The organism is Pseudoalteromonas sp. Angola-7 (assembly GCF_028599255.1).
In the GTDB taxonomy this organism is placed as follows: domain Bacteria; phylum Pseudomonadota; class Gammaproteobacteria; order Enterobacterales; family Alteromonadaceae; genus Pseudoalteromonas; species Pseudoalteromonas atlantica.
Genome location: NZ_JAQREL010000001.1, coordinates 262,180 through 281,604 on the forward strand (window position 1 = coordinate 262,180; position 19,425 = coordinate 281,604).

Here is a 19,425-nt window from a genome sequence, read left to right on the forward strand (position 1 = left end):
GCCTCATAAGACGTAAAATAACTGTCATAATCGTTGCTTCAGCACTATATTTAAAAAGGATGTTATTTAGGCTCAATACCTTGTTGTTTAGTTCAGTTTTGAGCCATCAAGTTGTTGCTAGTATAACTGCACAACTTAATTAATGCGTATCAACAAGTTAATTCTTACCTTGGTACTATTGGAGTGGTTATGAAAGATTTTTTATCACAACGTATCACGTGCCCACACTGTGGCAACCACATACACCTAGACATTGACGCAAGTATGGGGGATCAAGACTACGTAGAAGAATGCAGTGCCTGTTGTAACCCTATTCATTTAAACATGCACATAGACCATGCTCATAAAAAATTAGAGTTACACATAGACAGCGACGATGAACAAATTTTTTAGCCTTGGTGGCGTAAGTAATTTTCTACCGTGTTAATAATGGTATAAGTTTGCTGATCGACTTCTATATTTAGTTCATCACCCACTTGAGCGTTACCTAAATTTGTAATAGCCAGCGTTTCGGGGATCAGGTGTAACCAAAACCCCTGCTCGTCAATTTCGCCCACGGTTAAACTTGCGCCATTTATTGCTACAAAGCCTTTATACAGAACATACTTTTGCCATTTAGTAGGTAAGCTTAACTGAATTTTACAGTTATTTTGTTGCTTAACTATTTGCCCGATTTGGGCAGTGCAGTGAATATGCCCCGATACAATATGCCCACCTAATTCAGTACCAAAGGTTACTGAGCGCTCATAATTAACTAAACTACCTAGTGCAAGCTTGCCTAAATTAGTTAGTAATAGTGTTTCATCAATTACATCAAAATGTACTTGCGCCACTACATCGTGGTTACTTAATTCAACTTTAACCACTGTTAAACAACAGCCATTAATGGCAATGCTGGCACCTAAATCTAAATGTTTAACGTATTCATCACCTACCGATACAACCAAACGTAAAACCCCTTCGGTATGCGTGGTAGATACAACAGTAGCTTGAGTTTGAACGATTCCTGTAAACATAAAATCACTTAAAATTATTACAAAGTGCTAGTTTAACGTATCAACTCGTAAAATCATTCACAACAGTGATTTTTATTTGAAACACAATCGATTACAATTGCGCCCTGTTTTATCAAATAGCTGTTTTTATGACCTTTAGTAGCTGGGAAGCCAAACGTTTAATCACCCTTGCCGTACCTGTATTTTTAGCACAAGTAACACTCGTTTTAATGTCGGTGGTCGACACCATTATGGCAGGCCAAGTAAGTCCAACAGATTTAGCTGCGCTGTCGATTGCAACCGGTATATGGAACCCGTTATTACTGGCACTGCAAGGTATTTTGCTCGCGTTAACCGGTATTATTGCCCAATTTGCGGGCGCTAATGATAAAAAAGGCATTAGCCACTATTTTCAGCAAGCTCTGTATTTAACCGCAATTTTAAGCGCAATTGGTTTTGGTATAGCCAACCTAGCCGATATAGTGATTTTAAAACTCGATACAACCCCCGCTATCGCAAGCCTTGCGTACGACTATATCCATTTTGTGAAATGGGGAGCCTTTGGATTTTTAATTTTTACCGTTTATCGAAATATGACCGAAGGCATGGGGATGACAAAACCCGCTTTTTATATCAGCTTACTGGGCCTTGGCGTTAATATTCCGGCTAACTATATTTTTATAAATGGTTTATTTGGCTTACCAGCCTACGGCGGCGCTGGTTGTGGCATTGCTACGGCATTGGTACTAACTGTAATGGCTGTTGCACAAGTAACGTATTGCCAGTTTAGTAAAAAAATCGATGCAAAAGCCCTGCTGGCAAATTTTGAAAAGCCCAATATTAAAACCATTTGGGTTATTACAAAATTAGGTATACCTATTTCGTTGGCCACCTTTTTTGAAATTACGCTATTTGCGTGTATACCATTATTTATTGCACACTTAGGTGCTGTTGCTGTGTCGGGCCATCAAATTGCGGGAAGCGTGACCGCGTTATTATTTATGATGCCACTGAGCTTATCTATCGCCATTAGTATTCGTATTGGTAATTTATTTGGTCAAAACCATTTAAGCCAATTAAAAACTGCTATATCAACCAGCTACATATTAGCCATTGCTATTGCGTTATTTTTAGCTTTTATAACCTTTATTGGCCGCGATTTAATAAGCCAACTTTACACCGACAGCCCAGCCGTTATTGCATTAGCGACCTCAATTATGATTTTGGCATGTATTTATCAAATACCTGATGCACTTCAAGTCGCTGCGAACGGCATTTTAAGAGGTTTAAAACACACGCAGCCTATATCGTATATAACGTTTATATCTTACTGGTTAATCGGTTTTGCTTTAGGCTACGTATTGGGAAGAACAGATTTAATTGTGCCCGCCATGGGGCCGCACGGTTTTTGGATAGGAATTATTTTTGGTTTAACCGTTGCTGCTGTATGGCTTATGTTCACCGTTAATAAGCGACTAAAGCAGGCGCCATTTGTATAAAAATGCACGAACATTAATACCAAGCAAAACATGGTTAAGTTGTTTATTAGCTGTGTGTTGCGCCGTGCTTGCTGGGTGTTCAAAAGCGCCCAGCAACACTTATCAAACATACGTAGCACGCTTAAGTAATACCCTTGAAACCCAAGCCCCCGGTTTAAGTAAACCTGAAGCTATTAGCCCGCTTTTACCCCCTAACACGCTTTCAAACAGCACTACCATTAGCTTGATTGAACTTGCAAGCTTAAGCCATTGTAAGCTCAGCTTACTTATTAGTGAGCACAACAATCAGCTTGGTAAAACGGCCGGACATGCCGGTGTTTTAAAGTATCAAATAGAGTTTGTGCAAAATGCACAGCAGTGCTTAAGCACGCTTGAGCCTGACTCAGCAGTTTATAAAACCCTGTTAAAAGCAAAAACACATAAAGAGCAAACACTAAACCACTACTTTAATTTAATGTTGTATAACGAATTTGAGCTAAAAAACACGTGGCAAGCTAGCAGCGCAGAGCTTTCTGTCTCGCCGGCAGGGTTTAGCGACACGGTAGCGGCCATGCAGCAGCTTGCACTCATAAAACAACACATACTCAATAAACACTACTTAAAAATTAACTCCGCAGACATTTTTAACGCGTTAGAGCAGCTGAATAAGTACCGTTTTAACCAATTACTCATTTATTCTGCACGGCTGCAAATAGCGTTTAATAATTCAGCCACGCGATTTATCGAATCGCAATCCATCGATGAAATATGCCCAGCAGGAAAAAATAAAAAAGTAGCCAATATCGTCAGTAACGTGTTTCAAAAGTATTTCCTTAAAGAAATACAGCCTTATCAGGCTAATTTAGCAGGCTACCTTGAAACACTTTTACCTTTGTATAACCAACTGTGGTTTGACCAAGCCATAACAAATAAGCAAATAAATACTTTGATAGCGCTGGATTCACAAAACAATCTACTAAACCAGCTTAAAGGCTCAGCCAAAAAACACGTTACCTGGTGGCAAAACTTTTATAAAACGTGTGAAATCAGCCCAATATGAATAAAAAAACGGCAAATAAACGTAAAAGCAACAAACTTGCTTGATTCACCACTCACCACGCTATATATTAGCGGCCGCTGATAATTAAATTTATCGCATCTTAATTAGGTAATACGACCGTAGCTCAGTTGGTTAGAGCGCTACCTTGACATGGTAGAGGTCGGTGGTTCGAATCCACTCGGTCGTACCAAATTTATTCTTCCCTCTGAATAAATATAATTAAGATACTATTTGTACGACTGTAGCTCAGTTGGTTAGAGCGCTACCTTGACATGGTAGAGGTCGGTGGTTCGAATCCACTCAGTCGTACCAAAACTATTCCTCCCTCTGAATAAATATAATTAAGATACTACTTGTACCACTGTAGCTCAGTTGGTTAGCGCGCTACCTGCTCTCTATGCCCTCGCCGAAATCAGTTGTTCGAATCCACTCTGTCGTATCAAATTTATTCATTCCACTGAATCAATTTAATTAAGCAATTAATAGTTCAATCATAGCTCAGTTGGTTAGAGCACTATCTACTTTAAATCCTAACTAATACTGCAAACACCCGCGGTGTTTATAAATTCGTTTAAACAAAAACGCCCTCGTATTACTTATTTATTAATGCAGTTCGATATTTAAAGCCAAATTAAGCCATTACTTAAAGGCGATAATTTTGTTTGATTTATATACTATTTGTTTACAATTTGATTATAATCGCTTAGTGGGTTTTTAAAGTGAGTTTAGGTATGGTGCGGGTTGGTATATTAACAGTATTCTTTTTCTGTGCTTTGTTTAGCCCGCTAACACCTGCTTATACACTTAATAACAACATTACCCTAGAGGATGATAACCTGTGGCGCCCTGTCACAGCATTCAATGCACCTCCTTCTGCACAGCAAGTAATTACATCTTATAAAAACGCTAGTGAAACGAGTAACCTGCTCGGTAAAAGTGGCGCTGTAATAACAAAAATTGCGCTAAATAACCCCACCACTGGAGATTGGTATGTGCTGCCGCAAGCCAACTTTATCGACGTTGGTTTAGCCTATTGGCAAACCGAACAGGGGGATATAGTTAAGCTTGCTGATTTTTCGCAGTCACACGTTAATCAACCGGCTATTTTAATGCATGGACAAGCATTTAAACTGCCCTTCTATGCGCCAAGCAGTGGCTATTTATGGATATATTTAGAAGCCAAACACTATCCAACGCCGGTTGATTTAAGTATTTTAAGCGAAGGTGCATTTTTGCATCATCAGTTTTATATAAACTCATTAAGCCTTATTGCTATTTCTATCATGCTTACTTTAGCAATGATGGCCTTTGTAATGTTTTTAAGAGTCAAGCAAAAAGTGGCCTTGTTTTGTGCTGGGTATGTCGGTTTGCACGGTCTTGGCTGGGCGTTTGCTTCGGGCGCTGTAAATACAATTTATGCCAGCCCCTCTTTTAATAAACATTACTTAGGTATTTATTTATTTGCCTTTGCTGTAAGTTGCGCAGCAGCATTTACCTACTACCTGTTTAACTTCGATAAAGAAAAAGCCAATAAGCTTGGGAGTGCTTTAAAATACTTTACCGTTAGCGCATTTGTATGCGGTATCTGCAGCCTATTTATGCCCTTTTATTTAGTGTTTTATATCGCGCACTTTTTAGCAGCTGTATGGGTTATGCTTAGCTTAACCACCGGGTTTGCTATGCTTAGCCTGAACGATTTTAGAGCCAAGTATTTTTTATTTGGAAATATGCTCTATAGCCTGTCATTAGTAGTATACGTTGCGTTTCATTTTGATTTAATAAATGCGACCTCTTCAGAAATACTTGTACTGTTAGCCTTAGCAATAGATTGTGTGTGTATTGTGCTCTCTTTGTCTGAGTGGCTAAAGTTAAAACAGCACGAATTTAGTACCTTGTTACATGAATCTCGCTTTGATCCTCTAACCCAAGTTGGCAACCGACTACTATTAAATGATGAGCTGATTAAACTTGCACATAGTGCTTACATCATTGTGTTTATAGATTGTGATGGAATAAAAAAAATAAACGATGCGCTTGGGCACGCCAAAGGTGATGCGTTTTTAATTAATGCTGCAAAATTAATGACACAGCATCTAGCGCAAGACGGCACCGTATTTAGAACCGGGGGCGATGAATTTATTTGGTTATGTAAAGTCAAAAACAAATCACACCTTCCCCAACTAAAAACCACACTTACTCAAAAGCTCACCGCATTACATCGCACTATTCAACAGCAATGGCCCCAATCAGGTATTAGTTATGGCATAGCATCTAGCGATGAGTGCCAAAGCCATACTGAGTGTTTAACCTTAGCGGATCAGCGCATGTATAACTTAAAATCAGCCCATAAACTTAAAGCAAGTTAAGCTACTAACTTCCTCAACCACCTTTTTCGCCACTTAACGCCTTTTATTTTACTCGAAGCCTCTGCTAGCTACGCTTATGTATACGCTAATCACTGCATGTACGTGTGTCGCCCTTTGTTCGCGAGTATGAAATTTATTAAACAGTGTAATAGTACAAAACAAACAAGAACAAAGTTATAATGGCGCTAATTTGTCAGGCGAATAAAGCTATAAATAACACGATTAAATTACACCAATAGGAGTTGTACATGGAACATATTATTTCGGGCGTGGCTAAGTTTCAAAAAGAAGTTTACCCATCAAAAAAAGCAGCGTTTCAAAAACTAGCCAATGGTCAAAACCCAGAAGTGTTATTTATCACCTGTGCCGACTCGCGTATCGATCCTAACTTAGTGACTCAAACTGAACCCGGTGAATTATTTATTTGTCGTAACGCGGGCAATATTATCCCGCCACATAGTAATCAAACCGGCGGTATGACAGCCTCAATTGAATTTGCGGTGGCTGCACTGGGCGTATCGCACATTATCATTTGTGGGCACTCGGATTGTGGCGCAATGAAAGGCGCTATAAATACTGAAGGTTTATCAAGCTTACCGCACGTTAAAGAGTGGCTTGGCCACAGCCGCGTAGCAACTGAAGTTGTAAAAGAAAAATGCGGTTGCGCAGAGCTAAACAATAACGACCACCTAGGCTTAGTAATTGAAGAAAACGTAGTACAACAACTACAGCATATAAAAACACACCCTGCTGTGGCTGCAAAAATTGCAACCGGTCAAGTTAAGCTACACGGTTGGGTATATGATATAGAATCTGCAGAAATTAAAACCTACGATGAAGCAACGGGCAGCTTTAAACCTGTTGAAGATACCGATGTAGAAACCCTGGCTAAACAAAGCAAGTAAAGCCGCTTTACAGAATTAATGCGCTTACTGTTATTTTTATCTCAAAATAACAAAGCGCATTTTTTATTTATAGCCTAAACGCTTACCCCTCGTTATTAGTTAACGGCACAAATGCACTTTTGCTAACTAAACACCACATTGTAGCCTCATTTTGTGCACTCCCATAGTGCTGGCACCGCACCAAAACAACTCAAATATGCGTAAGTAAAACCATTTAAAAGTAATGTAGCTATTAAAAAACAAACACTTATAAAAATGGCCGTGTTTTTGCTTATATGATAACCATACCGTTCGTTATTAAAACGACACACATTTAGGTTGTTATGACCACAGGCAAAGAAGCCCGCTCGCAGTTGCATTAATTTGTAACTGTGGCGGGCTTTTTTGTTTTTAAATTAAACCGTCATTGAGGGGATACCAATGCAAACACCAACAAAAATACTCATTATTGGTAATGGGATGGTTGGGCACCATTTTGTAGAGCAAATGCGCCAAAGCGACGCTGACGCGCACATTACCGTACTGTGTGGAGAAGCAAATTTAGCTTATGACCGTGTTTACTTATCCAGCGTGTTTGATGGTAAAACAGCCGCCGATTTAGCCCTAACCACCTTTGATAATTATCAGCAGTTAAAAATAAATGTGCATACTAACCAGTGGGTTAATGAAATAGATAAAACAAACAAGGTAGTTAGCACTCAAACCGGTGATAAATTTAGTTACGATAAACTTATTTTAGCAACAGGGTCGTACCCGTTTGTGCCGCCAATTAAAGGGAATGACCAACCCCATTGCTTGGTTTACCGTACCCTAGAAGATTTAGAGCAAATAAAAGCTAGCGCTGCACAAAGTAAAAGTGGCGTAGTGATAGGTGGCGGCTTGTTAGGGCTTGAAGCAGCCAATGCAATTAAGCAACTTGGGCTTGATACTCATGTAGTTGAGTTTGCACCCCAACTTATGGCGGTACAACTTGATGAACAAGGTGGTACGCTGTTAAAAAACAAAATTGAAAAATTGGGCGTAAGCGTGCATACCGCTAAAGCCACCAGCGAAATAGTAAAAGGCGAAACGAGCCGTTACAGATTAAATTTTTCAGATGACACGTTTTTAGAAACCGACTTAATTTTGTTTTCGGCCGGTATTCGCCCATACGATGAGCTTGGCAAAGTAGCCGAACTTGAATTAGGGCAACGTGGCGGTATTGTAATTAATAACCAATGCCAGACATCAAACCCAGATATATATGCTATTGGCGAATGTGCCTTGTGGGACAAAAAGCTTTTTGGTCTAGTTGCTCCGGGTTATAACATGGCTCGCGTGGTTGCAAGCCAACTTACAGGCGGCGAACTTGAGTTTTTAGGCGCCGATATGAGCACAAAATTAAAGCTACTCGGGGTAGAGGTAGGCTCAATTGGCGATGCCCACGCTAAAACCCCCGATTGCAAAGAGCTAATTTATCAAGATCCTATTCGTGATTGTTATAAAAAAATTATTTTAAATGAGGCAGGCAACAAGTTATTAGGCGCAGTGCTTGTTGGCGATACTAGCGATTACGACACACTGTTGCAGTACATGTTAAACGACATGGAATTACCCGCACACCCTGAGTGCCTCATTTTACCTGATAGTGAAGGAGCGCCTGTTTTAGCGGGAAATGCCCTGCCCGATACTGCGACTATTTGTTCGTGCCACAATGTAAGCAAAGGCGACATTGTGGGTGCAATTGATGGCGGCTCATGCGATTTATCTGCAGTTAAAGCTTGTACCAAAGCCGCCAGCGGCTGTGGTGGTTGTGCCGCATTATTAAAATCGGTAGTCGACAGTGAACTTGAAAGCCGTGGGGTTGAAGTTAACAACCATGTGTGTGAACACTTTGCTTTTTCGCGCCAAGAGTTACTGCATTTAGTAAAAGTAGAAAGCATTAAAACTTTTGATGATTTGCTCGCTAAACATGGCAGCGGTCATCACGGCTGTGAAATATGCAAACCTGCAGTGGCCTCTATTTTAGCTTCAACGTGGAATGAGTTTATTTTAGAACCCGCTCATGTTGGCCTGCAAGACACCAACGACACTTACCTTGCAAATATGCAAAAAGATGGCTCTTACTCTGTCGTTCCCCGTATAGCGGGTGGCGAAATTACCCCCGACAAACTTATCGTTATTGGCCAAGTTGCCAAAGACTTTAACCTGTACTGTAAAGTAACCGGTGGGCAGCGTATCGACTTATTTGGCGCACGCCTTGAAGAGCTCCCTATTATTTGGGAAAGACTTATTGCAGCCGGTTTTGAAACCGGTCACGCTTATGGTAAATCGCTCAGAACTGTTAAATCGTGCGTTGGCAGTACGTGGTGTCGCTATGGCGTTCAAGACAGTGTTGGCCACGCGATTGCGATTGAAAACCGCTACAAAGGTTTACGCGCCCCGCATAAATTTAAAATGGCCGTATCGGGTTGTACTCGCGAATGCGCTGAGGCACAAAGCAAAGATATAGGCGTAATAGCAACCGAAAATGGCTGGAACTTATACGTATGTGGAAATGGCGGTATGCGCCCGCGCCATGCTGATTTATTTGCTACCGATTTAGATACCGAAACACTCATTAAATACATTGACCGCGTGATCATGTTTTACATTAAAACCGCCGATAAACTGCAGCGCACCTCAGTGTGGATGGAAAATTTAGAGGGCGGGTTAGAGTATTTAAAAAGCGTAGTAATAGACGACAGCCTAGGTATTTGCCATGAGCTTGAAACCCAAATGGCGCTTATAACTAAAACTTACGCCTGCGAATGGAAAAAAGCAGTCGAAAGTCCAGAGGCCTCAAAACGGTTCCGCCAATTTATTAATAGCCCAGATGCCGATAGCAATATTTTATTTGTACAAGAGCGCAACCAAATTCGCCCCGCAACTGAGTCTGAAAAACGTAACCAGCAAAATTCGACAAACCGTATCCCCGTAATGGAAATTGAGCAGGAGCAAGCTGATGTATTGGCATAAAATTGGAACAACCGACGACCTAGTTGCTAATAGTGGCGTATGCGCATTAGTAAACAACCAGCAAGTGGCCATATTTTATGTTCCACAAAATAGTGAGCCTGTGTTAGCCATTAGCAACTACGACCCGATAGGCAAAGCCAATGTACTATCGCGCGGCATTATTGGCTCTATTGATGGAAAATTAGTAGTGGCCTCCCCTTTGTATAAGCAACATTTTTGTTTAAATACCGGCGAGTGCCTAGAAGCAGAGGCAATACAGCTCCCCGTATTTGAAGCCAAAATAGACAATGGCAATGTCTTTGTTAGCGCTGAGCCAAAAGCCATTACAGCGTTAGCATAAGGAGCAATAAAATGAGTGTTCTTTCGTATTTTTCGGGTATTGAAAGCCCATGGCTAAACAAGTTTGTTAATAAACTCACTCAAGATGCAAAGCACAAAGCTAAACACCAAAAAAACGGCCACGTGTATTTAATAGGGGCAGGCCCGGGCGATGCTGAGCTTATAACTGTAAAAGCGCAGCGCCTGATTGCAGCAGCCGACGTGGTATTGTACGACAGCCTAGTTAGTGAAGCGCTTTTAAATACACTGCCTAAACATGCGCAGCGAGTGTATGTAGGTAAACGCACAGGTAAACACTCTATGCCACAAGCTGCCATTAGTGACCTATTAGTAAAATACGCACAACAAGGGTTTAAAGTTGTTCGTTTAAAAGGTGGCGACCCGAGTATTTTTGCGCGTATTAATGAAGAAGCCAACGCCCTATCAGAGCATAATATTAATTTTGCTATTGTCCCGGGCGTTACCACCGCGTGTGCAGCCTCGGCTTATACCGGCATACCGCTTACTGCTCGCGATGTGGCCCGAAGTGTTACATTTTTAACGGCGCAATTTGCCGATCCTAATAAACTCCCTAATTGGCACAACTACACCTATGTACAAGGCTCTAACAACCCCACGCTAGTCGTCTATATGGGTTTAGGACGTTTAAACGCATTAAGTACTGGTTTGCAATCGGTTGGCTGGCCTAAAACAACCCCTATCGCATTGATAGAAAATGCCACCACCAACCAGCAAAAAATAATAACCAGCACGCTTGAGAAAATTACTAGCGAGAGTGCGGTGCACACATTAACGGGCCCTACGCTAATTATGGTTGGCGAGGTAATAAATCATCAAATGGCTATCAGCCCAGCGTTGCTGCAATGTAGCAACGTATAAATTCCCCCTCTGGTGTTTGCTCTGTGCAGTTTACAGAGTAAACACTTTTTTCCCCTCGTTCATGAAGGGCGCAATCGAGTGCAAAAACAACTATTTTTGCACCAAAAAGGTTTATTCCTGTAATAAGGACAGATAAGTTAAAATGGGAACAAATAACAAGTATGGCTTTAAGCGGCTGTTTTAATTTAATTTTAAATTCAATCGAAAATTTTTTAAATGATTGGAACAGTGGTTGCACTTTATATACAAAAAAGTGTGGAACAAGTCCTATGTTATCGAGCAATCCTCTCACAAAACAGTTTTTATTAGCAGCAAAATACCAAGAGATTCATGCCTTAAAACAGCTTCAAAAAAGCTGTGCATCGCTTACTAAACTGGGCGATTTTATACATCAGTTACAAAAAGAGCGCGGCATGAGCAATATTTATTTAGCCTCTAATCGCAAACGTTTTGCCTCGCAGTTAAAACAACAAATTAGCTTAACAGAGCAAACCCAAACGCAGTTTTACCACTCAATTAAAACGACCTTTATTACCGATAACGCCGACACGGGCCACACCCGTTTGTACAATTTAATTACCCATAGTTTGCAATCGTTAGAGGCGCTGCCAGATCTGCGACAACAAATAGCAAATCAAAAAATTACCCCAGTGCATGCAACTCAATCGTATACGCAGCTTATTTCGTGTTTGCTAAATATAATTTTAGAAGCCGCCGATGGCGCCAGCGACCCGCGCGTTACACGATTGCTAGTGGCATATTTTAATTTTATGCAAGGTAAAGAATACGCCGGACAAGAACGTGCCTGTGGCGCGCAAGCGTTTGCATCAAGTAAGTTTACCGTGGAGCAAAAACAACAGCTTGCTCATTTTGTTCAACAACAGCACCACAGCTTTACGTTTTTTAACGAATATGCCGACGAACACGTATTAAAATGCTATCGCTCTTTAACTGATCACCCCGTAAATAAGCAGGTGGATCAGCTACGGGGGCTTTTACAAAATTTAGATGACGAAAATGCGCAGCCGCTTTCTCAGCTTAGTGAGGTGTGGTACGAGGTAACAACAACGCGTATCGATATTATGCACAAAATTGAGCAAAACCTCAGTGACTACCTTATTGACTCTGCAGCAATGCAAATTGCTCAGGCTCAGCGCACTTTAAATTCAAATAAACAGGTTATAAGCAGTCTTGAAGAACAATACATGCCAATGACCGACGGGCAACTCGCGTTTAAACAAAATACCCCCCAAAATACCGCTGCTAATAAACTCAATAGTAATAAAAGCATGTACGACCTAATCATGGAGCAAAGCCAACATATTAAGCAAATAAACCAGGCTTTAGTTGATGCTAAACGAGTAATAACAGAGCAAAAAATAATACATCAGGCAAAGTATATTTTAATAGAGCAGCTAAGCCTTAGCGAAGAGCAAGCTCATAAAAAGTTGCAAAAGCAAGCAATGGACTCGCACTGCTCGCTTTATAATATTGCGCAAAAAATTGTAGAGCTAAGCGATTAACATCGGGCGTGTGGTTAGCGCCCAAAACCGCCTTAAAGTAAGGGTTTTAAAAAGCGGTTTTTACGAGGTAAGTAATAATCGTCGTAATCAAGCGACACAATAATGCGCTCTGCTTTGCCAAGTAGTTCGCTGCGGGGGATTAAACCAATAACACGCGAGTCAGCACTGTGGTCGCGGTTATCACCCATTGCTAAATAATAATCTTCAGGAATAGTTATTTTATTAAAACCCGATAGCTGTGAAGGCGTATGCGCAACACGAATCGTGTGTTTGTGGCCATTTAAATCTTCTATTTTATCTAAAGAGTCAATATTGCTTTGCAAGTTATTGTATTTAAGTTTAACGCCATTAATTTCTAGCTCGTTGTTATAAAGCGCTACCGTATCGCCTGGCACACCAATTACGCGTTTAATTAACCGGTTATCAGCAGCTTGTGAGTCAAATACAATAATATCGCCTGTTTGTGGGTCGGCTAATTTAACTAAAGGAATATGCGTAAAAGGGATGCGTATATCATAAGCCATTTTATCGGTTAATATTCTGTCGCCTTCTAAAATGGTGGGTTTCATCGAGCCTGTAGGTACTTCATACCAATCGGCAACTGCGCTTCTAAACACGCTCATCAGCGCAATAAATAAAATTAACGAACGGTTATTTTTCCAAAATTTATAAAGTGGCTTCATACCTAGTCCCTACCTATCATAAGTAATAGTATGACTAGCTTAATACCAAGCAGTTCAATGAATAATGTAACAAAAAGTGTGGTGATTTTAGGTAGAATTACCAAGGCTTATGCCTTGGTAAGGAGTAATTTGTGAAGCTTATTGCTGGTTTAGCTTGTCTTTCGCTTCTTTTACTTTTTCAAAGTCTAGGCCTAGTTCGTCGGTGGCTTCTTTAATTAAGTGCGGCTGAGTCATCACCACGGCCATTAACTGCTGTAGTTTTTCAGGCGGAATACCAAGCTCTTGTACTAATGCCATTGCCATCATTGGGTTTTGTGTAAAGGCCTCGAACAATGCTTTTACTTTTTCGTCGCTTACATTGTGCTCTTTAAGTATTGCTAGTATTGGGTTCATTTTTAACCTTGTGTGTTTTGTACGTATTTTATATTTACTAAATTATATTAGCTGAGCCATGCATTAACAACGCCAACCCACGCCTCAGTGTTACATTGGGTGGTTATTCTACAAGTAATACCACTTTACCGGCATTTTCATTACGCTCTAAAATAGCATGCGCTTCGTTTGCATCGCTCCACGGTAGTGTTTTATACACGTTAAAGTCGTACTTTTTAGTAGCAATATCATTGTAAAAACGGGCAACTAAGTCATCGCGTAATTGGCGTTTAAACTCAATACTACGGTTTCTAAGTGTTGATGCATGAAACGAAATACGTTTGCGTAGTAGCGCTGCAAAATCAACCTCAGCAAAACGCCCATCTAAAAAAGCGAGCATAATAATTTGGCAATCCATGGCAGCAATAGCCGCATTTTTATTTAAATAACTGCCCGATACAGGATCTACAATTGCATTTGCTAAAAGCTCATTTGCTTGCATATATTCTACAAAGTCAGTTGTTTTGTAATTAATGGCATGATCGGCGCCAAGGGCTTTTGCATGCTCGCATTTTTCATCTGAGCCTGCAGTAATAACCACCGTTGCACCTGCACTTTTAGCCATTTGAATAGCCGCACCGCCTACACCACTTGCCCCTGCATGAATAAGCGCTGTTTGGCCTTGTTGTAATTTACCAAGTTCAAAAAGCGCACCAAATGCTGTTAGGTACACTTCGCTAATAGCTGCACCTTCAACCATGGTTAAATCATCTGGCAATACCATTAATTGTTTAGCATCTATGGCAACGTATTCGCTGTAAGCCCCGCCTGCGCACAAGCTAAAAATACGTTTATTAAGCCAGCTTTTATCAACATCAAAACCAAGCTCAACCACTGTGCCTGCGCACTCTAAACCTAAAATGGGGCTATCCCCAGCTGGCGCTGGGTATTTACCTTGGCGCTGCATGCAATCAGCGCGGTTCACACCTATAGCAGACACTTTTACTAGCACTTCGTGGCTTTTTAAAACCGGTTTATCGGTTTCACTAAATGCAAGGGTGCCACCCTCATGAGAAATATATTTCATTAATGCTCCGTATTTAGCCTTTTAATTAGGGCCTGTTAACCTTTCAGGATTAAAATTTGTTCAATCTAGGGGCCATTTAATCGCGGCGCGAGGTTTGTAACCTAGTGGGCTAAGTAAAAACCGAGCAAAGCTTCCGCGTCCTGCTCACGCCCCTTACCTACATCCATGTAGGCAACAAAGAGTAAATGGCCCCTAGGCAGAAACCCTTCGGGCAGCGCCTGTTTGGCATTTATGCTACGTTATCGCCTATTTATGGGGAACAACCACACTACATAGGCTCTGCCATGCCTAATTACCAAACAGACGGCTGCAAATTTAACCTCGAAAGATAAACAGGCCCTAGCTAGACATGGGGTTAGTTATTTTTATTTAAACCGCCAGCTTTGTTTATACGGGTATACGTCAGGTAAAAAGCCTGATTTAATTTGTTGTTGGCAAGCTTGCCAAAAATCAGCTAAAAACAGATCGTTATGTTCGCAGTTAAAATAGTTAAATGCCGTTTCGTTTGCGCTAAAAAACACCTTAAACTGACTGGGGAAAATATCGTTTTCTGCTATATCAAAATAACTGTTGGCGCTTAGCTCCTCTAGGTCGTTTTGTGCGCTAGGTACATCTCTAAAGTGGCAATCAGTCAATGGGCAAATTTCATCAAAATCGTAAAAAACAACGCGCCCCCAACGGGTTACGCCAAAGTTTTTCATTAGCATATCGCCTGGGAATATATTTGCGCCGGCTAAGTCTTTAATCGCTTTACCGTAATCGGTCATAACCTGTTGTAATGCTTTGTTAGAGCAGTGATTAATGTATAAATTAAGCGGCGTCATTTTTCGCTCAACATACACATGCTTTAAAATAAGCGCCTTACCCGATATAACCATGCTGCTGCCAATTTGTGATTTCATTTGCTTAAGTAACTCATCGCTAAAGCGGCTGAGGTCGAACGCTAAATACCTAAATTCGTGTGTATCTACTAAGCGTCCTACGCGGTCGGCTTGCTTTACAAAGTTGTACTTGGCTTTTACTTGCGCTTTGGTGGCTGTTTTTGGTGCACTAAATTTATCTTTTATTACTTTATAAACGTAGTCTAGCCCTTCAATGGTAAATACCAGCATAACCATGCCGGGAATACCAGGTGCTGTCACGTATTTAAAATTAGTAGGGCTATTTTTAGTGGTATCAACTTTGTAACGATAAAACTCTGTTTTAGCGTGCTTAATAAAGCCAATGGCGTTAAATAACTCAAAGCGTTTTTTATGTGGCATCAGCACGCTTAAGTAATCTACATAACGTGCGGGTTGGTCGGTATCAACCATAAAATAGGTACGAGCAAAACCAAACAGTAAACTTAACTGATCGGCGCCCATCATTACGGCATCAAGCTTTAACCCTTTATTAGTATTTAATATGGCGATAGCAAAAGGCATATTATCGCCATTTTTAGCGATACAGCGCCCTATTAAGTAACAGGCTTTGTTTCTAAAAAATAATGAATTTGCGTATTCTATAAACCCGTCGTTTAGATTTATAAGCTCATACACTTGTTTGCATTGCTGCTTTGCACCGGCCATTAACGTTGTTTGCAAGGCCTGTAAATCGGCATTTAATTGACTAAAAGGCACTCTAAATGCTTGGCGGGTAATGAGCGTTTTTACAGCGTGGTTAAACCCATCTTTAAACGATATTCGCCTTACTAAATTTTCATACGAACGCGGCTCGCTTCTGTATTTTGCTTTTAATACAAACAAATGTACGGTACGAATTTTTTTATCGTCCCAAATTGCACCAAAGGTAGAATTAAAAAAGGTATGTGCTATGGGTTTGTTTTCATGATTTTGCACCATATCGCCGTATATATTTTTAGCTAGCTGCCATGTTTGCGGGCAACTCAGTTCAGCGTAAGCAATAACTCTCACAGCTTCACTGACATTATTTACTTCCCGTTCGTACACTTGTAAGCGTTCGCGCATGGCAGTTTGCACATCGTGATATTTTTGTTGTTCAAACCGGCTTTGCGCACCTAGCGTAATATTTAAAAACTGCGCAAACATTGCTTCAAAGCCTGCAAAAACAGCGCGGGCCAACTTAGTAGCAATAACTTGCTGTAGCGCATTATTGGTTTGATTAGTTAACGATTTTGACATGGTTACAACACTTTTATTTTTACCACTTATAGCGGTTATTTTTTATTAATTGTTTACACCTTAGCAAGCAGGCTTTAATTTAGGTAATTAATAAAGCATATAAATAAAATTGATCATATGAATATACGTAACGTCGATCTCAACTTATTAGTGTACTTAAATGTGCTCATTGATGAAAAAAGTGTTTCAAAAGCAGCTAATAAACTCGCACTAACACAACCTGCCATGAGTAACGCACTTAAACGATTACGTGACTTATTTGACGACCCACTACTTGTGCGTGCCGCAGGCTCTATGACCCCCACCAGCAAAGCACTTAGCTTAAAGCCTGAAATAGAGTCTCTTTTAAAAATGGCAGAGGCGATTACTCAGCCCAGTGAGGAATTTAACCCAGCAACGGCAGAGGTGACTTTTAGAATAATGGCAAACGACTACATGGAGTCGACCTTAATTGCCCCCTTTATTACTGAGCAGTTAACTAAAAACCCGGGGGTTAATTTTGATGTACTGAGTCCAAGCGATGTAAACCTGCAAGATATGGAAAAAGGCACTATTGATTTAGCCATAAACCGGTTTAATGGCTTGCCCCGCTCGTTTCATCAGGCCAGTGTTTGGCGCGATAATTACTGCTGTTTAACCCACCCTAAAAATACCTTTTTACAGCACTCAAGCCTTGATGATTACCTACAAAAAGAACATGTTTGGGTAAACCGTGCAGGCTGGGGGCCAGAAGCTGCCGTTACGAACAAGTCTGGCAAGCAAAAGCTAGGCTGGGTAGATGAAGCACTTTGGCAGCTAGAACAAACACGTAAAATACGGGTGTTTACACGCCACTATATGATTGCAAGTTTGCTATGCCAATCAGAGCAACTTATTGCTACTTTACCGCGCAGGCAGGCTAAATTATTAACCACGCATACCGATTTAGTCATTAGCCCAGTACCGTTTCAAATAGTCCCTATTGAGGTAAAAATGATATGGAGCCCACTACTTCACCATGCTCCCGCACACCAGTGGTTACGCCGTGAGTTGCTTGAGTTTGCTAAAACAATTGCTGATAGGTAATTAGTAATTTTCTTTAATTTAAAATTCTGATTACAGCTCAAAATGTATTAAAAAGATTTAAGGAAAATCACTATCAACATTGATTACTCTAATTATTCACTTAAAGAATTACATGAAGCACTTGAAACTATTGATGCAAACAAATACCCGCAAAGATACAAACGTCTAATAGAAGAGCTAAACAACCCAAAGAGAGTGGACCCTAAGGTTATAAAGCAATTAGAAATAACAGAGCAAAACTCAAAGAAAGAAACCAAAGCATACGTAACTATTTTACTAGGCTTGTTTTTCATTCTATGGAGCTACTTTACTTATAATGATGGCGTTATACATAATAAAGGAGGGGAACGGGTAATTGCTTCTATCGAATCGAGCCCTAAAAAATTCTATTTTTTTATTTTTGGTGCAATAGGCTTAGGGTGTATAACCGTCGCGCACGGTATAGAAACGATAGTAAAACAAAAAAAGCGCTCAAAAATAACAATTATGAAAAATAAAAAAGAATATCCTTACCTATGCGAAAGCCGCCTTAGCTATATTTATAGATGTATAAAATGTGGCGCATTTATTAAAAAGGGAATGCACGTGTGCTATCGGTGTGAACATGTTTTTTCTAAAGAAGATGTTGATATTATGATCAATCAGTATCGTAAAAATTATAAGAAAAACTGGCATCATAAACTTTATTTTGTCGTTTTTATCACAACTATTATATGCGCATTGCTCTTTTAAAAATAAAAAAGCGCCATGGTATTCAACTTTGGGAAAATACCATAGCGCTTTTGAAATCGTAGAAATAGGAGTGAACCCTACCCTTTATATTTAGCAACCTTGATGCCAACCCACCACAAAAATAAAAAAACCTTAAAATCAAACACCTAATCAAATTATGCTTTTAATTATTATTTAGTGTGTCCCAGTTTTGTGCATTTTTATAGGTTTTTGCACCACTTTAAATAAGCATGCTAAGTGGTTTTTGGTTAGCTGTTATTTACTATTGATAAAATCAATGTCAGTTATTGAAAACAACAATTTCATTAATAATACACTTAGCGCTAAAGTGAAGTTAAGCCAACAAACTAAGAGTAATGATTATGACAACATCAAGCTTCACACAACAAGACGGGTTATTTATTGATGCTAATTTACATCAGTTTATTACCCAACAGTTATGCACTAAAACCAATGCAGCTGAGACATACCAAGCACTTGCTACCTTGGTTGATGAGTTTGGTTGTAAATGCCGTAAAACAAAGCACCAACCAGATGACATTTTAGAAGTAGATACGCTACTGCATGCGTATCAGCGTAAAAACCACCCGCTTTGCCATGTAGATGCACAAACAACCGAGGCAGTACTTGATGAATACTGCTGCCAAGTACCGGCTATTATTGTAGTTGCATTAATGGATACGCTTAGTGGTACTCAGTGCGATGAACCTAATGCACACGATATTTACCACCGCGCTGCACAGCTTACTAATCGCCCATGTGTACACAAGGCAAAAACAGCCACAGCGGCCTAATAATGGAGT

At 40.2% G+C, this 19,425-nt stretch carries 17 protein-coding genes and 2 tRNA genes; 14 read left to right on the forward strand and 5 right to left on the reverse strand.

Annotation, left to right across the window (positions count from 1 at the left end; all coding sequences use genetic code 11):
• Window positions 1-189 precede the first annotated feature (189 nt).
• Window positions 190-393 (forward strand): CPXCG motif-containing cysteine-rich protein, encoded by a 204-nt coding sequence (locus PSH50_RS01225; protein WP_004586763.1) that lies wholly within the window; start codon window positions 190-192, stop codon window positions 391-393.
• Here the strand turns inward: PSH50_RS01225 and PSH50_RS01230 are convergent.
• On the reverse strand, window positions 390-1,016 hold the full coding sequence (locus tag PSH50_RS01230) for a riboflavin synthase (protein WP_024033478.1): 627 nt from the start codon (window positions 1,014-1,016) through the stop codon (window positions 390-392). The two genes, PSH50_RS01225 and PSH50_RS01230, sit on opposite strands and share 4 nt — an antisense overlap.
• A gap of 128 nt (window positions 1,017-1,144) precedes the next feature.
• Between PSH50_RS01230 and PSH50_RS01235 the strand changes: the two genes are divergently transcribed.
• The 10 genes from PSH50_RS01235 to PSH50_RS01280 all read left to right on the forward strand — a co-directional run bounded on the left by PSH50_RS01235 (window position 1,145) and on the right by PSH50_RS01280 (window position 12,542).
• A complete protein-coding gene (locus PSH50_RS01235) occupies window positions 1,145-2,494 on the forward strand; it encodes an MATE family efflux transporter (RefSeq protein WP_273586852.1) in 1,350 nt (449 codons plus the stop codon).
• Window positions 2,487-3,533 (forward strand): DUF3080 family protein, encoded by a 1,047-nt coding sequence (locus PSH50_RS01240; RefSeq protein ID WP_273586851.1) that lies wholly within the window; start codon window positions 2,487-2,489, stop codon window positions 3,531-3,533. Before PSH50_RS01235 ends, PSH50_RS01240 begins: the two co-directional genes overlap by 8 nt.
• A 113-nt stretch (window positions 3,534-3,646) precedes the next feature.
• Window positions 3,647-3,723, forward strand: a tRNA-Val gene (locus PSH50_RS01245).
• A 45-nt stretch (window positions 3,724-3,768) separates the two neighbouring features.
• Window positions 3,769-3,845, forward strand: a tRNA-Val gene (locus tag PSH50_RS01250).
• Between the two features lie 407 nt (window positions 3,846-4,252).
• Window positions 4,253-5,899, forward strand: coding sequence for a diguanylate cyclase (locus tag PSH50_RS01255; protein ID WP_257125156.1), 1,647 nt, complete (start codon window positions 4,253-4,255; stop codon window positions 5,897-5,899).
• 248 nt (window positions 5,900-6,147) lie between these two features.
• Entirely contained in the window at window positions 6,148-6,804 is a 657-nt protein-coding gene (locus tag PSH50_RS01260) for a carbonic anhydrase (RefSeq protein WP_055255729.1), read from the forward strand.
• A gap of 420 nt (window positions 6,805-7,224) precedes the next feature.
• The gene (gene nirB / locus PSH50_RS01265) at window positions 7,225-9,801 is read left to right on the forward strand and encodes a nitrite reductase large subunit NirB (RefSeq protein ID WP_273586850.1); all 2,577 of its coding nucleotides are present in this window, start codon (window positions 7,225-7,227) and stop codon (window positions 9,799-9,801) included.
• Window positions 9,788-10,141, forward strand: a complete 354-nt coding sequence (nirD, locus tag PSH50_RS01270; RefSeq protein ID WP_024033472.1) for a nitrite reductase small subunit NirD — start codon at window positions 9,788-9,790, stop codon at window positions 10,139-10,141. Before nirB ends, nirD begins: the two co-directional genes overlap by 14 nt.
• Before the next feature lie 11 nt (window positions 10,142-10,152).
• Entirely contained in the window at window positions 10,153-11,019 is an 867-nt protein-coding gene (cobA, locus tag PSH50_RS01275) for a uroporphyrinogen-III C-methyltransferase (RefSeq protein WP_273586849.1), read from the forward strand.
• Window positions 11,020-11,288: 269 nt separating this feature from the next.
• Window positions 11,289-12,542, forward strand: coding sequence for a nitrate regulatory protein (locus PSH50_RS01280; RefSeq protein ID WP_024033469.1), 1,254 nt, complete (start codon window positions 11,289-11,291; stop codon window positions 12,540-12,542).
• 32 nt (window positions 12,543-12,574) lie between these two features.
• On the opposite strand, the gene lepB is transcribed toward PSH50_RS01280, so the two are convergent.
• From lepB to aceK, 4 genes are all read right to left on the reverse strand, one after another.
• Entirely contained in the window at window positions 12,575-13,225 is a 651-nt protein-coding gene (lepB, locus tag PSH50_RS01285) for a signal peptidase I (protein WP_004586775.1), read from the reverse strand.
• Window positions 13,226-13,363: 138 nt separating this feature from the next.
• Window positions 13,364-13,618, reverse strand: a complete 255-nt coding sequence (locus tag PSH50_RS01290) for a DUF2999 family protein (RefSeq protein WP_004586776.1) — start codon at window positions 13,616-13,618, stop codon at window positions 13,364-13,366.
• Window positions 13,619-13,721: 103 nt separating this feature from the next.
• Window positions 13,722-14,684, reverse strand: coding sequence for a zinc-binding dehydrogenase (locus tag PSH50_RS01295; RefSeq protein ID WP_273586848.1), 963 nt, complete (start codon window positions 14,682-14,684; stop codon window positions 13,722-13,724).
• A 365-nt stretch (window positions 14,685-15,049) separates the two neighbouring features.
• On the reverse strand, window positions 15,050-16,825 hold the full coding sequence (gene aceK, locus PSH50_RS01300) for a bifunctional isocitrate dehydrogenase kinase/phosphatase (protein WP_273586847.1): 1,776 nt from the start codon (window positions 16,823-16,825) through the stop codon (window positions 15,050-15,052).
• Between the two features lie 117 nt (window positions 16,826-16,942).
• On the opposite strand from aceK, the gene PSH50_RS01305 reads away from it, so the two are divergent.
• The 3 genes from PSH50_RS01305 to PSH50_RS01315 all read left to right on the forward strand — a co-directional run bounded on the left by PSH50_RS01305 (window position 16,943) and on the right by PSH50_RS01315 (window position 19,416).
• Window positions 16,943-17,890, forward strand: coding sequence for a LysR family transcriptional regulator (locus PSH50_RS01305; protein WP_256850296.1), 948 nt, complete (start codon window positions 16,943-16,945; stop codon window positions 17,888-17,890).
• Window positions 17,891-18,085: 195 nt separating this feature from the next.
• Complete coding sequence (locus PSH50_RS01310) at window positions 18,086-18,622, forward strand: hypothetical protein (RefSeq protein WP_273586846.1); 537 nt, start codon at window positions 18,086-18,088, stop codon at window positions 18,620-18,622.
• Between the two features lie 362 nt (window positions 18,623-18,984).
• Window positions 18,985-19,416 carry a hypothetical protein gene (locus PSH50_RS01315; protein ID WP_004586781.1) on the forward strand — a complete coding sequence of 144 codons (432 nt, stop codon included), beginning with the start codon at window positions 18,985-18,987 and terminating at the stop codon, window positions 19,414-19,416.
• Window positions 19,417-19,425: the final 9 nt, after the last annotated feature.

Excerpts from the sequence above, each read along its gene's own strand:
- PSH50_RS01230 (WP_024033478.1), bottom strand. The coding sequence starts at position 1,016 with ATGTTTACAGGAATCGTTCAAACTCAAGCTACTGTTGTATCTACCACG.
- PSH50_RS01305 (WP_256850296.1), top strand. The coding sequence starts at position 16,943 with ATGAATATACGTAACGTCGATCTCAACTTATTAGTGTACTTAAATGTG.
- lepB (WP_004586775.1), bottom strand. The coding sequence starts at position 13,225 with ATGAAGCCACTTTATAAATTTTGGAAAAATAACCGTTCGTTAATTTTA.
- nirB (WP_273586850.1), top strand. The coding sequence starts at position 7,225 with ATGCAAACACCAACAAAAATACTCATTATTGGTAATGGGATGGTTGGG.
- PSH50_RS01290 (WP_004586776.1), bottom strand. The coding sequence starts at position 13,618 with ATGAACCCAATACTAGCAATACTTAAAGAGCACAATGTAAGCGACGAA.
- PSH50_RS01235 (WP_273586852.1), top strand. The coding sequence starts at position 1,145 with ATGACCTTTAGTAGCTGGGAAGCCAAACGTTTAATCACCCTTGCCGTA.
- PSH50_RS01260 (WP_055255729.1), top strand. The coding sequence starts at position 6,148 with ATGGAACATATTATTTCGGGCGTGGCTAAGTTTCAAAAAGAAGTTTAC.
- PSH50_RS01315 (WP_004586781.1), top strand. The coding sequence starts at position 18,985 with ATGACAACATCAAGCTTCACACAACAAGACGGGTTATTTATTGATGCT.
- aceK (WP_273586847.1), bottom strand. The coding sequence starts at position 16,825 with ATGTCAAAATCGTTAACTAATCAAACCAATAATGCGCTACAGCAAGTT.
- PSH50_RS01225 (WP_004586763.1), top strand. The coding sequence starts at position 190 with ATGAAAGATTTTTTATCACAACGTATCACGTGCCCACACTGTGGCAAC.
- cobA (WP_273586849.1), top strand. The coding sequence starts at position 10,153 with ATGAGTGTTCTTTCGTATTTTTCGGGTATTGAAAGCCCATGGCTAAAC.
- nirD (WP_024033472.1), top strand. The coding sequence starts at position 9,788 with ATGTATTGGCATAAAATTGGAACAACCGACGACCTAGTTGCTAATAGT.
- PSH50_RS01295 (WP_273586848.1), bottom strand. The coding sequence starts at position 14,684 with ATGAAATATATTTCTCATGAGGGTGGCACCCTTGCATTTAGTGAAACC.
- PSH50_RS01280 (WP_024033469.1), top strand. The coding sequence starts at position 11,289 with ATGTTATCGAGCAATCCTCTCACAAAACAGTTTTTATTAGCAGCAAAA.